This is a genomic window from Variovorax sp. GW821-FHT10D07 (assembly GCF_059415325.1).
In genome coordinates this window covers 161,911-178,336 of the sequence record NZ_JBWKMZ010000008.1, presented here as the reverse complement: position 1 = coordinate 178,336, position 16,426 = coordinate 161,911, and the positions used below count along the sequence as shown (strand labels likewise).

Below are 16,426 nucleotides of genomic sequence, written 5' to 3'. Positions count from 1 at the left end.
TCGACTCAACTCTTCGGCAGGTATCTCGAATGAACACACGCGAGCGCGGCGGCACGGATCGTCGGACGACAGCGCAGGACAGGCACGGAAGTTTCAGGCTGGCGCCGCTGGCCCGGGCGGTCGCGGTGGCGCTCGCCGCCGGCGGCATGGTCGGTGCCGCCCAGGCACAGCGTGCCTTCAGCCCGGCCTGGATGGCGCAGAAGAACATCGCGCAAAGCGCCGCCGCTGCCACCGGCCGGTTGCCCAACGGCATGCCCGCGGCGCGCCTCACGAGCCCGCAGGCGCAGCAGCAGCGCGCGGGCGAACAGCTGCAGCGCTCCATCGGCAACCTGAACCTCGCGGCCCAGGCCATCGCGGCCCAGCAGGCCGCGCAGGCGGCGGCGCGCCAGGCCGCGGCGAACGGCGATCCATCGGTGCCCGACGGCCTGGCCGACGGCGGCCTGAAGATCGATGGCAACAGCCTGACGGCCGGCTGGCTGAATGCCGAGGCGCCGGTGCAGACGGTCGCGGGCGGCCAGACGCACGTGGGCATCCGGCAGACCGGCGACCGGGCGGTGCTGAACTGGGAGAGCTTCAATGTGGGCAAGAACACCACGGTGGAGTTCCAGCAGCAGCCGGACTGGGCGGTGCTCAACCGGGTGAACGATCCGCAGGCGCGGCCGAGCCAGATCCAGGGCCGGATCAAGGGCGACGGCACGGTGCTGATCGCCAATCGCAACGGCGTGGTGTTTTCCGGCACCAGCCAGGTCGACACGCGCAGCCTGGTGGCGGCGGCGGCGAACATCGCCGACGCGCAATTCCGCGAGCGCGGCATCTACGGCGCGAGCGACACCGAACCCACCTTCACCGATGCGCTCGGCAAGGTGGAGGTCAGGGCCGGTGCGCGCCTGGGCACGCACGAGCCGCGGTCGGTGACGCAGGGCGGCGGCTACGTGCTGCTGCTGGGCGCCGAAGTGGAGAACGCCGGCAGCATCGCCACGCCGCGCGGACAGACTGCGCTGGCCGCGGCCGACGGCTTCGTGATCCGCCGCGGCGCGGGCACCGATGCCAATGCGCACTCCACCACGCGCGGCAACGAGATCGCGCCGGTCTTCGGCGACCACGGCGCGGCGGGCCAGGTGATCAACCGCGGGCTGGTCACGGCCGCCGAGGGCGACATCACGCTCACCGGTCGCGCCATCGCGCAGCAAGGCGTGCTGCTGTCGACCACCTCGGTCAACGCGCGCGGCACGGTGCACCTGTCCACGCGCGCCTCGGACGCGCAGGGCAGCGTCACTTTCGCCGACGGCAGCGTCACCGCCGTGCTGCCGGTGAACAGCAGCGACACGGCGCTCGACGCACAGCGCCGGACCCTCATCGACGCGTCGCTGAAGATGGACGCCGCGCGGCTGCAGGCGCACCTCGCGCCCGGCGCCTTCGACAACCTGTCGTGGCAATCGGACCGCCGCGACCTCTCGCGCGTGGAGGTGGTCAGCGGCGGCACGGTGGAGTTCCAGGGCGGCTCGCTGACGCTGGCCACCGGCGGACAGGTCTCGGTGGCCAGCGGCAACGGCCGCGCGGACACCGGCGCGCGCGTGTGGGTCGGCGACCAGGCGCGCATCGACGTGGCCGGCGCGGTGGGCGTCGGCGTGGCGATGGAAGCCAACAACATCGCGATCAACATCCAGGGCAACGAACAGCGCGACGCGCCGGTCAACCGCGACAGCGGCAAGCTCAACAGCAGCACCGTGTGGGTCGATCGACGCAAGCTCGTCTACGTGCCGGCCGGCGTGCAGGGCTATGCCAACGACCGCTGGTACACGGGCGGCGGGCTGCTGGAGGTGGGCGGCTACGTGGGCACCACGGGCCGCGGCATCGGCGAATGGCTGGCCGAGGGCGGCACGGTCACGCTGGCGGGCCGGGAGGTCGTCACGCAGGCCGGGTCGGCCATCAACATCTCGGGCGGCACGCTGGACGTGCGCGACGGCTTCGTCAACCAGAGCTGGATGCGCGGGGTGGACGAGCGCCTCTACGAGGTGTCCAGGGCACCCGGGGACATGCAGTACGAGGGCCTCTACAAGGGCTTCGAGGACGCGCACGCGCGCTGGGGCGAGAAGACCACGCAGTACTTCAACAGCCCGCTGATCGGCGCGCAGCGGCGCTTCGAGTCGGGCTACACGGTGGGGCTGGATGCGGGACAGCTGCGCATCGAATCGCCGCGCGCGATCCTCGAAGGCGAACTGGTGACCGAGGCCTACCGCGGCGAGCGCCAGACGCAGGACCGGCCCGGCAGCGCGCCGCCGGCGGGCACCGCGATGCCGCAGGACGTGGTGCCCCAGCGCGGGCGCCTCGCGCTGCGCACGGGCGTGGCCGGCGCCTACGATCCGGCGGCCGGCGGCGCCTCGTTGCCGCCGGCGATCGACGTGCGCTTCGACCAGGTGGCCGACATCACGCGCGGCCTGTCGTTCGAACAGGCGCTGCCGACCGGCGACGGCGCCATCGCCATCGACACCGGCTGGCTCGCTGCGCAGTCGCTGGGCGGGCTGGCGGTGGAGACCACCGGCACGGTCGGCTTCGCGCGCGACCTGCGCCTGGCCGACGGCGGCGAACTGAAGGTGACCGCGCCCATGATCGAGGTGGCGGCCGCCATCGTCGCGCCCGGCGGACGCATCACGCTGACCAACCTCAGCCCGCCGCCGACCGGCGTCTCGGTGTCGCCGACGCCCTGGGTGCAGGACGGCAAGTCGCTGGTGCATCTGCGCGAAGGCGCCGTGCTGGACGTGTCGGGGCGCTGGGTCAACCGGTTGCTGGATCCGCAGGCGCAGCCCTCGCTGGCCTGGTTGAACGGCGGCACGGTCAGGATCGAGACCACGGGCGGCATCGCGCTGGACGCGGGCAGCCTGATCGACGTGTCCTCGGGCGCGGCCGTGCAGGCCGACGGCCGCCTGCAGGGCGGGCGGGGCGGCGACCTCCTGCTGATCTCCGCGGCCTCCACGCCGCGCGCCGGCATCGATGCGGGCGGCCTGCGGCTCGACGGCGAGCTGCGGGCGGTGGGCGTGAACGGCGGCGGCACGCTGACCATCCAGGCCGGCGGCCTGCTGTCGATCGGCGGGCAGGCGGTGCTGCCCGACGGCACGCTGGCCGCGGGCCGGCCGGCGCCGGTCAACCTGATCCTGGCGGACTCGCTGGTGATCCCCGCCGGCACCGTGCTGTCTTCGGCGCTGAGCTACGTGGTGGACCGCATCGCACCCGGGCAGGCGGTCGACGTGGCGGTCAGCTATGCCAACACCGGCGACACGCTGGCGATCCCGATCGGGCAGGCCTGGGACCTGGCCGGCACGAACATGATCGTCTTCGCGGGCGAGACGCGCTACAGCGGCGAGGCGGGCGACAAGGTGCCGGCCGGCGCGGTCGTCACGCGCATCGCCACCGGCAGCCTGCCGGCGGGCTACAGGGTGGCCGCCGAGGTCTTTCCCAAGGGCCTGCCGGTGCCCGCGCGCACCGTCGCGCTGGCCGCCGGCGCAACCGTCGAGACCGAGATCGTGCTGCCGGCCGGCAAGACCATCGCGGCGGGCAGCACGCTGCCGGTGGCGGCGCGCATGGAGGCGCCCGTGCCGCTGGATCCCGCCTTGCTGCGCAGCGGGTTCGCGCACTACGCCATCGGCAGCGAAACCGGCGTGGCGGTGGGCGACGGTGCCCGGCTGTCGGTGGCCATGCCGGTCTACCGCCTGCGCGAAGGCGCGCAGCGGCAGGTGGCCGGCGGCGCGCCGGCATCGCAGGCGCTCGAGGCCTGGCTGCCGCCGCTGTACGACGAAGACCCGCAGGCCCGCGTGCTGACCCAGCGCGCCGGCGCCAGCCTGCAGCTGAGCTCGGGACGCGAGGTGTTCGGCAACAACCCGGGCACGGCGCTGCCGCGCGAGGAGCGCGGCGGCAGCCTGTACGTGGGCCGCGACGCCGTGATCGAGGTCGATCCGGGGCAGGCGATCGACATGCTCAGCCGCGGCCAGATCACGATCGACGGCACGCTGCGCGCGCCCTCCGGCCGCATCGCGCTGCAGCTGGCACCGCTGCAGGCGGACATGAGCCAGGACTGGACCATTCCCCTGGGCTTCGCGCGGCCCGACCCATCGATCTGGATCGGCGAGCATGCGCGCCTGGACGCCGCGGCGCAGGCCGCCGTCGCCACCGACGCGCAGGGCCGCGCCTATGGCACGGTGCGCGACGGCGGCACCCTCTACGTGGGCGGCAACAGAGAACGCGGCTGGGGCGCGGACGGCTTCGTCGTGCTGCGCCCGGGCTCGGTGCTCGATGCCTCGGGCACGCAGGCCCGCCTGGTGCCGCCGGGCGAGGCCGGCGCGCTCGCGCGCGACATCGCGAGCGCGGGCGGTTCGATCACGCTGGCCTCGTTCAACGGCATCGATGCGGGCGGCACGCTGCGCGCGGCGGCGGGCGGCACGGGCGCCGCGGGCGGCGCGCTGGCGGTGCACATGGACGTGCGTTCCTATGCCGGCGAGCCCGCGGGGCTGCCGGTGACCGGGGCCTCGGCGGCGCAGGTCGCCGAGGCCGCCCGGCAGGCGATGACGCCGCGCGAAATCACGCTGACCGCGCAGGCGCCGGAGCATGCCCTGGCACGGCGCAACTTCGGCCAGGCCGTGCTCGGCCTCGATCAGATCGCCGCGGGCGGATTCGGTGCGCTCGACCTGGCCGCCAGCATCGTGCGCTTCGACGGCAACCTGGACCTGTCCCTGACCCGGAGCATCCGGCTGTCGGCCACCACGCTGGCCCCCACCGGCGCGGACGACCGCATCACCGTGCGCGCGCCGTACGTGCAGCTGGCGGGCTTCAGCCCGATCGGCCAGACGGTGCTCGACACCGGCGCCAATCATTTCCGGCCCGAGCTGGTCTGGGCGCCGCTGGCGCCGACCGGCCAGGCCCGCATCGCCATCGCGGGCGACCTGATCGATGTCGACGGCGCGGTGCGTTTCGGCGGCAGCTTCTACAACCAGGGCATCTACGAGCGCAACGCGGTCCAGGTCTGGCGCGGGCAGACCGCGGGCTTCGACCAGGTCGTGCTCGACAGCACGGGCGACCTGCGCTTCCTGGGCACCAACGCCCGGCCCCACGAGGGCAACCCCGGCTTCCTGGATGCAGCGAAAGGCGAGACCAGCCTCTACACCAGCGGCGACCTGCTGCTGTCGGCCGCGCGCATCTATCCGGGCACGCATGCGCGCGCCGAGGTCGGTGCCGGGGTGCTCACCCTGCTGGGCGCCGCCGAGCGGCTGGACCCCAACCGCAGCCTGCGCATCGTGCGCAGCGGGCCGGGCGGCGATGTCCTGCCGCCGCCCTCGGTGTTCGGCACGCTCGGCCTGCTGGCCGCGCACATCGAGCATGGCGGCGTGGTGCAGGCGCCGCTGGGCCTGGTCCAGCTCGGCTTCTCGAACGACAGCCTCGGAGACATCCGCACCGGCACCTCGAGCGTCACGCTGCTGCCCGGCAGCATCACTTCGGTGAGCGCCGCCGGCCTCGTGCTGCCCTACGGCGGCACCAGCGACGGCGTGGACTATCTCTACGACGGCCAGCCGGCGCAGTTCGACGCGCGCGGCGCCGGCGGGCGCGGCGTGGTGCTGTCGGGCCGCGCGATCGACGTGCAGGCCGGCGCCCGGTTGGACCTGTCGGGCGGCGGCGAGCTGGCCGGCGCGGGTTTCGTCTCGGGCCGCGGCGGCTCGGTCGACGTGCGCCTGCATCCGCTGATCCGCAACACGGCCGACGGGCGCTTCGTGCTGCCGGAGCTGGCCGGCAACCCGGTCTACGCGGTGGTGCCGGGCTGGTCGTCGGCCTATGCGCCGGTGGCGCCCGAAGCGGGCGCCGGCAATCCGGCGGTCGGCCGCCAGATCACCGTGCCGGCCGGCGTGCCGGGGTTGCCTGCCGGCACCTACACCCTGCTGCCGTCGAACTACGCGCTGATGCCCGGCGCCTTCCGGGTGGAGCTGCACGAAGGCCGCGTCGGACCGGCGCAGGCGCAGGCGCTGCGCAACGGCTCCTGGTCGGTGTCGGTCACGGGCGGCATCGCGAACACCGGCGTGCGCGATGCGCGGCCGGGCGGTGCCACCTTGACGCCGGCGGCCACCGTGCGCCGCCATGCGCAGTACAACGAGACCGGCTACAGCGAGTTCGCGCGCTCCGAGGCCGCGCGGCTGGGCGGCGCGGCGCCCGCGCTGCCGGCCGATGCCAAACAGCTGGCGCTGGTCTATCCCGACGGACCCGTCGTGGACGGGCCTGCCCTGCAGTTCGCCGGGCTGGCCGATTTCAGGCCGGCCGCGGGCGGGCGCGGCGGCCAGGCCGTGGTGCGCACGGTGCAGGAGGGCGCGCTCGAGATCGTCGCCGGCGAGCCCACGCCGGGCTTCACCTCGCCGACCGGGCGCCTGGGCACGTCGGTGAACGACAAGGCGCTCAACGCCATCGGCGCGCCGCGGCTGGTGATCGGCGGACAGATCGTCGAGGGGCGCAGCAACGACTTCCTCAACAGCGACACCCGCCTGCCGATCATCGACTTCACGGACCCGGTGCGCAACGGCGAGCAGCACGTGGTGTCGACCACGCAGCTGGTGGTGCTGCGCAGCGGCGCCGCGCTGCGCGCGCCCGAGGTGTTCCTGGCCAGCGGCGGCGCCAGCCAGCCCGGCGCCATCGTGGTGGAGCCCGGCGCCCGCATCGATCTGCTGGCGTCCGCCCTGCCGCCCGACGGCGCGATGCCGGGCACCGTCCATGTGCCGCACGTGGCGCTGATCGGAGTGTCCAACGGCGCACTGGAATTCCTGCCGCCGGTGGCCGACACGCAGGACACGACCAGCGGGCGGATCGACATCGGCGTCTGCGCCGCGCCGTCGTGCGCACCCGCGGCGCTCTACTCGCAGGGCGCGATCGCCATCGCGACCACCGGGGCCTTCAACCTGGGCAACGACGTGCGCTATGGCACGCGCAACCTGGCCCTGTCGGTGGCCGCACTGAACGTGGGCAGCGCCGCGTCGCTGGCCGAGGCCGCGGCGGCCGGCGTGCTGGCGCCGGGCCTCTCGATGAGCCAGGCCTTCTTCTCGCGCCTGCTCGACGGCGACCCCGAGGCCGGCGCCCCGGCGCTCGAGCGCCTGACGCTCACGGCGGGCCGGTCCATCAACTTCCACGGGCCCGTGGACCTGAGCACCTACGACCCGGCCACGGGCGAGGCCAAGCTCTCGCAACTGGTGTTCAACACGCCCGCCCTCTACGGCGCGGGCCAGGCGGGCGAGCGCGCGGTGATCAGCACCGGCACGCTGTACTGGAACGGCGTGGTCGAGTGGGTGCCGGACAGCGAGGTGCCCGGTGCGCCCGCGCGCTTCGGCAAGATTTCCGTCAGCGCTCGGCCCGGGGAGGTCATCGCAGGCGGTGCCGGTACCGGTGAGGGCGCGCTTGAATTTCAGGTCGGCCAGCTGGTGCTCGGCTACGCGCCCGGCACGCGCGTGAGCAACCTGACGACGCTGGACCGGCTGGCGCTGGGCTTCGACACGGTCAGCGTGCATGCCACGGACCGCATCACGGCCAACAACAAGAGCACGCTGGCGGTCTACCGCGGCCAGGTCGCGCAGCCGGAGGGTGCGCCGCTGCGCAGCGGCGGCCATCTGAACCTGGCGACACCGCTGCTGACCGGCGAGGCCGGATCGGTCAGCCGGATCACCGCCGGCGGCGCGGTGACGGTGTCGGCGCCGGCCGGCACGGACGCCGCGGCCGCCACCCGGGCCACGGGGGCACTCGGCGCCGAGCTGAGCCTGACGGGCGACACCGTGACGGTGTCGAGCCCGATCGTGCTGCCCAGCGGCAAGCTCACGCTGAGCGCCGTGAACGACCTGGTGCTGGCCGACGGCGCGCGCCTGGACGTGGCGGGCCGGGCCGTCGATTTCTTCGACCAGACCCGCTACAGCGCGGGCGGCGACGTGGTGCTCGAGAGCGCGGCGGGCAACATCGCCCAGGCGGCCGGCGCGCGCATCGACCTGTCGGCGCGGAACAACCATGCCGGCAGCCTGCGCGCCACGGCGCTGGGCGAAGCCGGCGGCCGCATCGACCTCGCCGGCGCCATCGTGGGCGGCACCGGCGGCAGCTACGACGCGGGCGGCACCATGGTGCCGTTCGAAGCCGCGGGCATCGACCTGCGCGGCCAGCGCATCGAGGACTTCGCGGGCCTGAACGCGCGGCTCAACGAAGGCGGCGTCGTCGGCGCGCGGCATTTCCGCATCAAGCAGGGCAGCCTCACGGTGGGCGACGAGGTGCGCGCGCGCGACATCGGCATCTCGGTCGATGGCGGCAGCCTGAGGGTCGACGGCAAGCTCGACGCGAGCGGCTTCCAGGTGGGCACCATCCGCCTGAGCGCGCGCGACGACCTCACCATCAACGGCACGCTGGACGCCCACGGCACCGGCCTGCGCGTGGACAGCCGCGGCCAGGTGATCGAAGCACCCAACCGCGCGATCGTGGAACTGGGCACGACGGCGGGACGGCTGCGGCTCGCGCCGGGCGCGCTGATCGATCTGCGGGCGGGCACGGACGGCGGCGTCGCCGGCGTCTTGCTCGGCACGCTCGATCTGAACGTGCCGCGCCTGGGCGCGAACGATGCCGCGATCGACGCGGCCGAAGGCGTGACGGTGCGTGGCGCGATGCGCATCGCCGTCAACGCCTTCCGCGGCTACGAGCCGGCCGCGGGCGTGATCGACCAGGGCCTGCTCGACGCCATCCACGGCGACAGCACGGCCTTCATCGGCGCGGCCTGGCGCAACGCGGCACTGCAGGGCCGGCTGGCGGCGCTGAAGGCCTACGGCGATGCCTTCCACCTGCGCCCCGGCGTGGAGCTGCGCAGCACCGGCGACATGACCGTCACGGGCGACCTGGACCTCTCGGGCTATCGCTACGGCCCCGGTGCGAACCCCGCCGTGCGCGGCTCGGGCGAGGCCGGCGTGATCGTGGTGCGCGCCGGCGGCGACCTGACGGTCAACGGCAGCATCACCGACGGCTTCGGCCCGCCGCCCGCGACGCCCGACGACAACGGCTGGGTGCTGACCGGTGCGCTGTCCCGGGACACGGTGGCGCGCTTTGGCGGCGAGCTGTATGGCGCGGCTTCGGGCGATGCCGCGACCCGCCTGCACGGCGGCAGCGCCAGCACGATGGTGCTCGGCTTCGATGCGCCGATCCGCCAGGCGGGCCTGAACCGGGGCGTGGCCATTCCTTTCGAGTTCTTTTCGCGCTCCGCGCTGTCCGTGCCTTCCTGGGCCGCCGGCGAGGGCGGCTGGCTCGCGACTGCCGACATCTACAGCGCCGCCGGTACGCGGCTCTACAGGGCCGGCGACCGTGTCGGCGCGTCGTTGCCCGCCGGCACGCGGTTCGGCGCGGGGACGGTGCTGCCGCCGCAGTTCGCGACGAGTGCCGGCAGCCTGAACATCCGTGCCGTGACGGTGCCCGCGGGCACGCCCCTGAACGTGTTCTTCACGAGTGCGCTGTACCTGAACGAGAACGTGACGCTGGCGCCGGGCACGATGCTGGCGGCCGGCCTCACGATCGCGGGCAACGTGCCCACGCGCGCGACCGACGCCGACGGGCGCCAGGGGCGGATGTGGGCGCTGGCGCCCATGCTGCCCGCGGGTTCCCAGTCATGGTCGATACGGCTGGCCGCCGGTGCGGACCTCGCGGCGGCCGACAGCCGTGCACTGCGCACGCCCGGGGCGCTGCAGGGCAAGGGCCGCCTGACCCTGGACGACCTGCATGTGGTCGATCCCTCCGCGGCCACGCCCTTCGCGGCGCCCAGCGTGGTGCGCACCGGCACGGGCGACCTCGAGCTGCTGGCCGGCGGTGACTTCCGGCAGCAGACGAGCTTCGGCATCTACACCGCAGGTACGCCGTCGGCGCCCCCCGGCGGCGACGACGCGGCCTGGAACCTGCCGCGCGGCTACCACACGAGCGCCTACACGCCGAACGATTCGGTGCTCGGACCGGCCTTCACGGCCTATGAATCCCTGGCCGGCGCGGGCAGCGGCTATCGCGCCTGGTACCCCACGGGCGGCGGCAACCTGCGGCTCGAGGCGCAGGGCCACCTGCTGGGCGATGCGCCGGCCGCGAAGCCGACGGACAGCCGCGACGGCCTGGTCGGCGACTGGCTGTGGCGCCAGGGCGGCGGCGGCGCGGCGGACGTGGCGACGGCCTGGTGGATCAATTTCGGCGCCTACGTTTCCACCTACGACTTCATGGGCACGGGCACGCTGCGGCTCGCGGGCTTCACCGGCATGGGCACGCTGGGCGGCGGCAACGTCTCGATCGCCGCGGGCGGCGACGCGGGCCTCGCGCGCGCGCTGAACCTGGCCGTGGGCGGCACCGGCCGGGTGGACGCCGGCGGCGCGCTGGTGCTCACCGGCGGTGGCGATCTCGCACTCGATGTCGGCGGACAGTTCAATGCCGCCGGCGCCTGGTGGTATCCCGGCAAGTCGAACGAACAGAGCTATGCCGCGGCCGGTGGCTCGCTGACCAACCTGCGCGGCCGCATCGACGTGCGCGCCGGCGCCATCGGCGGGCTGGAGCTGCTGTACGGCACGCAGAACAGGAACCCGGCCGATCCGCGCATCGGCAGTCCGTTCGGCGTCGTGGGCGCGACCCTCGAGGGCCGGGGCGGGCCGGCGCTGATTCCGGGAGACGCGGTGGCCAGCCTTTCGGCCCGCGGTGACCTGGTGCTTGGCGAAGTGCAGGACCCGGGGCGCGTCGAGCAGCCGAACGCCACGCCCTTCACCGTCGGCGCGACGGGCGCGTCGTACGGCGGCGGCGGGCGAAGCTGGTTCACGCTGTGGACGCCGCGCTCGGGCATCGACCTCTTCTCCGCCGGCGGCAACCTCAGCCCGATGGGGCAGTTCGACACGTCCGGGAACGGACCGCATCGTCCGTATGGCACCGACATGTCGTACGCCTACCCCGCCAGCCTGACGGCCGTGGCGGCCAGCGGCAGCATCTTCCATTCGCCGGACGGTGCCGCCCAGTCCATCGTGCTGGCGCCTTCGCCCGAAGGCCGGCTCGAATTGCTCGCGGCCGATTCCATCCATGCCAACGGCCAGATCGTGTCGCTCTCGGGCGCGGACCCGTCGGTGATGGCGACGCCGTTCCATCCGGCGTTCGCGGGATCGCCGATGGAAGACGCGACGCCGGTCGCCACGAACGTCACGTCCCGCGGCATCGCCTCACTGGGGAACCTGACGTCTTCCATGCTGTCGCCCTACGTGCTGTTCCCGTTCGCGGCCAACACGCCGACCGGCGCCGCTGCGCAGGCGGGCGCCGCGCCGGTGCGCTTCTATGCGCGCGAGGGCGACATCGTCGGCCTGCATACGGGCGCGGTGCAGGACTGGGCAAGCTCTCCGCTGGAGGAAGACAAGACGCCGCTGCGCTGGTACAGCGCCGCGCGGCCCGCGCGCATCCTGGCCGGGCGCGACATCGTGGGCGCCGGTACGCCGCCGGGCCAGCCGCTGCAGGTGAACAACGAACGCGTCGCCTACACCAGCAACCTGTTCGTCCATGGTGCCGTCACCGACGTCTCGGTGGTGCAGGCCGGGCGCGACATCATCGCGTCGAGCTTCCGCGTGGCCGGTCCCGGCACGCTGGAGGTGATCGCCGGGCGCAACATCTACCAGGCCGACAAGGGCGAGTTCGTCAGCCTGGGGCCGATTCCCGGCGTGGCCTATGCGCCGGGCGCGACCGGTGCCGACATCGCGGTGCTGGCCGGCGTTGGCGCCCGCGGCCCGGACTACGCCGCGCTGGCGGCACGCTACCTCGACCCCGGCAACCAGGCCGAAGCGGGCCGGCCGTTGGCCGACCAGCCCGGCAAGGTGGTGCAGACCTACGGCGACGCATCGACCCTGGGCGAGTGGCTGCGCGGGCGCTACGCGGACTACGACGGCCAAGTCGATGCGCGCGGCTTCTTCGCCGCGCTGCCGCCCGAGCAGCAGCGCGTGTACCTGCGCGAGGTCTACTTCGCCGAACTCAAGGCCGGCGGGCGCGAGTACAACGACGCGGACGGCCCGCGCCAGGGCAGCTACCTGCGCGGACGCCAGGCCATCGCCGCGCTGTTCCCGCAGGCCGATGCGAAGGGCGATGCGATCGGCTACGGCGGCGACTTCACGATGTTCAGCACCCGGCTGTATGGCCGCAACGGCGAGCCGGCCGGCACGCTCGACAGCGGCATCCGCACGCTGGGCGGGGGCGACATCCAGATGCTGGCACCGGGCGGGCGCATCCTGGTCGGCGTCGAGGGCCTGACGCCGGGCGGCAACGCCGGCCTGCTCACGCAGGGCCAGGGCGACATCGCGCTGTATTCGAAGGGCAGCCTCCTGCTGGGTCTCTCGCGCATCATGACCACCTTCGGCGGCCACATCCAGGCCTGGTCGGCCGAGGGCGACATCAATGCCGGCCGGGGTGCCAAGACCACGCTGGTGTACACGCCGCCGCTGCGCGTCTACGACGATGTCGGCAACGTGAAGCTGTCGCCCAACGTGCCTTCGGGCGGCGCGGGCATCGCCACCCTGAATCCGATTCCCGAAGTGCCGCCGGGCGACGTCGACCTGGTCGCGCCGCTGGGCACCATCGACGCGGGCGAAGCGGGCATCCGCGTGTCGGGCAACGTCAACCTCGCGGCGCTGCAGATCGTGAACGCCGCCAACATCCAGGTGAAGGGCGAGGCAATGGGCATCCCGACGGTCGCCGCGGTGAACGTCGGTGCGCTCGTCAATGCCAGCGCCGCGGCATCGCAGGCCACGGCCGCGGCGCAGGACGTGGTGCAGCGCGGACGCCAGGCGACGCGCCAGGCGCTGCCGTCGGTCTTCACCGTGCGCGTGCTGGGCTTCGGCGGCGAGGACGGCGATGCACGGCGCGAGCCGGCCGGTCCCTCGTCCGCGGCGCCGGCCGCGACGCGGGCGGCCGGGGCCGACTACGACGACGGCAACCTGGTCCAGGTGCTCGGCCACGGCCGGCAGCTCGATCCGGGCGTGCTGTCCCTGCTGACGGACGACGAGCGGCGCAGGCTCCGGCAGGAGCGGTAGGACGCCATGGACTTCGGCATCCACCACGCCGAGCCGGCTTGCGCCTTCGATGCCGACCTCGCCGGGGGACGTGGCGACGAAGCGGAGCCCGGCATCGCGCTGCGCGATTTCCTCGCGCGGAACTACCTGCACCTGCACCGCAGGCTGCAGCGTCACCTCGGCTGCCCCGACCGCGCAAGCGACTGCCTGCACGATGCCTGGCTGCGGCTGGACGACACGCCGACGGCGGTGCAGAGCCCGGAGGCCTATGTGTACCGGGTGGCCTGCAACCTGGCCGTCGACCGCATGCGCGCCGAGCGGCCGTGGCGGCAGGTCGCGGACGCCGAGGTCGCGCTCGCCTGCCTCGTGGATCCGGCGCCCGGCCCCGAGTCGGTGGCCGAAGACCGCGCGACGCTGCAGGCGGTGCAGCGGGCCATGCAGCGCCTGCCGCCTCGCCATCAGGACATCCTGGTGGCGTTGCGCGTCTGCGAACTGACCCGCGATGAAGTCGCGACACGGCACGGGCTTTCGCTCCGGCGCGTGGACACGGCGCTGCGCCAGGCGCTCCGGTCCTGCGCCGAGGCGGCAGGAACGAGCGTGTGTTGATCCCGGCGGTCGCTTCGCCTACTTCGCGGACAGCAGGAACACCTGCTGCGTCGCGTCACGCTGCAGCCGCGTGGCGTTGCGCGTGCTCGCGAAGGCGATGACGCCGCCCGAGGTCACGGGCCAGGTGTTGATGCCGGAGCCCTTGAGCAGCGTGCCGGTGTCCCAGCCCGCGGGCTTCTTGTAGACCGCGGTCATCACGCGCCAGCGCCAGTCGGCCGAGCGCGAGTCGAACCAGACCACGCGCACCGAGCCGTCCTTGTCCACGCCCAGGCGCGGCCGCTGGCTCATGGTGGTCGGCTCCGCGGCCAGCACCGTGGGGGCCGAGAAGGTCGCGCCGCCGTCGCCCGACACCGCCGCGAGCACCGCGATGTTCTTGCCGGCCGGTTCCTGCTCCTTGCTTTCCCAGGCCACGACCAGGTCGCCGTTGCCGCCGAAGATCACGTCGGGATGGCGATCGGCGCGGTCGGTGGCGCCGAGGCTCACGGGCGTCTTCCAGGCGCCGGCCGCGTCGCGCACCGCGACCTGGATCTGCCAGTCGTCGGGGTTCGAGCCGTCGCCGTAGGCGGCGGCACCGGTCCACAGCGGATCCTGGTCGTTGCGGTTGTCCTGCCAGGCCACGGCGACACGGCCGTCGGCCGCGACCGTCAGGTTCGGCAGCACCGAGGCCGGGTAGTGCGGCGAGCGCGTGTCGTCGAGCACGCCGGCGTCGACCGACTTGCCGGCGCGCGAGAGGTTGCGCGGCTGCGCGTCGGTGCCGACCTCCTGCACCATGATGTCGAAGGGCTGGTCGGCCTGGATCTCCTGCCAGGCCAGCACCGGCTTGCCGCTCGCGGCCACGGCGACGTCCGGATGCTCGGCGCGGCCCTCGAGCGAGCGCACGGTGTCGGTCGAGGCCCAGGTCGCGCCGCCGTCGGCCGAATGGCGCAGGTTGATGACCGGGCGGTGCGGCACCTGCACCGCGTCTTCCTCCCACGCCACCCAGACGTCGTTGCCGCGCACGGCCACGCGCGGGAAGCGCGCCTGGCCCTTGCCGCTCAGCGTCTGGCCGGCATCGCTCCAGACGCCCTTGGCATCGCGGCGGCGGTAGACCACGGTGCTGGTGGCATCGCCATGCATCTCGGTGACCACGTGCGTCACGCCGTCGGCGGTCACGAGGTCGGGGAAGCCGGCGAAGTCGCCGCGCGCACCGGCGACGCGCAGGGCGCCGTCGGCCACGCTGTCTTCCTTCGGCACGGCGATCTCGGCCTTGGCCTCGACCGGGGCCGGCGAGACGAAGATCGGCGACACGGCGGCCTTGAGCTCCATCGCGGCCGCGGCCGGCGGAATGGGCACGTTGATGCCGCGCACCTCGACGCGGTACCAGTCGGGCTGCGAGCCGGCGGTGATGTCGACCGTGTAGGTCTCGTCGTCGCGGGTCGGCTTGAAGGTCTTCATCGGGCCGGCGCTCTTGCCGGGCATGCGGAACAGCAGCACGTCCATGCCGGCGGCGCGCTGCACGCCGATGCGCAGGTGGCCGGTGGTGCCCGCGGGCACGAAGACCTCGTCGCCGCTCATGGCGGTGTAGCCGCCGCCCTTGAGGTCCGTGGTCATCGAGACGCCGGGGCCGGTCGGGTTGATCGACAGGCTGGTGTAGCCCGCGCGCAGCGCCTCGAGGATGCCGCGCTCGTTGTAGCCCTTGGCCAGCACTTTGGTCACCGGCATGCCGGGGCTGTTGAGGTAGGGCGCGCCCCAGTACTCGCGGAAGTGGTTGTCGCTGGCGCCGGCCACGCCGAAGCGGAAGCCCGCGTTCCAGCGATTCTCGGCGTAGTCCATCTGCTTGTCGGGGCTCTTCGAGCGGTTCCAGACCTCGACCAGGTTGACGCCCTGCACGTTGGCGTTCACGTTGGGCGTGCCGTCGGCATTCGTCTCGCCGTCGTCGGCATGCGCGACCGACCAGATGGCGCCCTGGGAATGCGCATCCCAGATCGACTGCTGGACCAGCGCGAACTGCGCGCGGTCCGGATGCATGGCCCCCTGCTCGACCGAGTCCACGCCGCCGAGCGCAATGGCGTGCGGCTTGCCGTTGGCTTCCTCGCCGCGGATCAGCAGCAGCGACGACGACTCCCACAGCGGGTCGTAGTGCTGGTCGTAGGTGCGGTGGTCGGTGAAGGGCACGAAGTCCAGGCCGGTGCGGCCGGCCTGGCCGATCTGGTCGGCCAGCGAGAGGTTGCCCTTGGCCTTGTCCTTGTTGAGCTGGCGCGGCGCGCTGCCGTCGTCGGAGTGGTCGTCGTGCACGTGGGTGTCGCCCTTGAACCAGGTGCCGGTGGGCGCGGCGTTCGCGGCCAGCGAGAACTTCGCCACCACGTTGCGGGCCTGGTCCATCGTCAGTTCGCAGACCTCGGTGCCTTCGCAGGCGCCTTGCCAGCCGTCGAAGACCGAGCCGCGCGCGGCGGTGGCGATGAGCTTGACGCTCGTGCCCTGGGCGTAGTCGGCGCTGCACTGGGTGTCGCAGGCGAGCGCGGTGTCGAGCGACTCCACGTCGCCGTGGCCGTCGCCCTGCAGGCTCACGGCCGCGGCGTGGCGCGCGTTCGGGTCCTCAGGCGTGCCGGGGCCGCCGGAGCCCCCCGAACCCTGGTCGGCGGGCGGAGGAAGAAAAGCGAATCCGCTGTTGCCCGAGCCGCCCCCGCACGAGGCGAGAAAGACTGCGCAGGCCACCGCGAGGAAGCGTTTGGAAAAAGACTGGGGCGTCGTGAACACCATGAACCTCTGGAAAAGAAGACGGGTTCCGCAAGGCAGGG

Annotated in this window: 3 protein-coding genes; 2 read left to right on the top strand and 1 reads right to left on the bottom strand. The window is 73.5% G+C overall.

Translation table 11 applies throughout. The features are described 5' to 3' along the window. Nucleotides 1-29 precede the first annotated feature (29 nt). On the top strand, nt 30-13,064 hold the full coding sequence (locus AC07PU_RS23125) for a filamentous hemagglutinin family protein (protein WP_495320848.1): 13,035 nt from the start codon (nt 30-32) through the stop codon (nt 13,062-13,064). Between the two features lie 6 nt (nt 13,065-13,070). Further along, the gene (locus AC07PU_RS23120; RefSeq protein ID WP_495320846.1) at nt 13,071-13,649 is read left to right on the top strand and encodes an RNA polymerase sigma factor; all 579 of its coding nucleotides are present in this window, start codon (nt 13,071-13,073) and stop codon (nt 13,647-13,649) included. A gap of 18 nt (nt 13,650-13,667) precedes the next feature. On the opposite strand, the gene AC07PU_RS23115 is transcribed toward AC07PU_RS23120, so the two are convergent. After that, nucleotides 13,668-16,196: a CehA/McbA family metallohydrolase gene (locus AC07PU_RS23115; RefSeq protein ID WP_495320844.1), complete on the bottom strand. Its 2,529-nt coding sequence runs from the start codon at nt 16,194-16,196 to the stop codon at nt 13,668-13,670. Between the last annotated feature and the right edge of the window lie 230 nt (nt 16,197-16,426).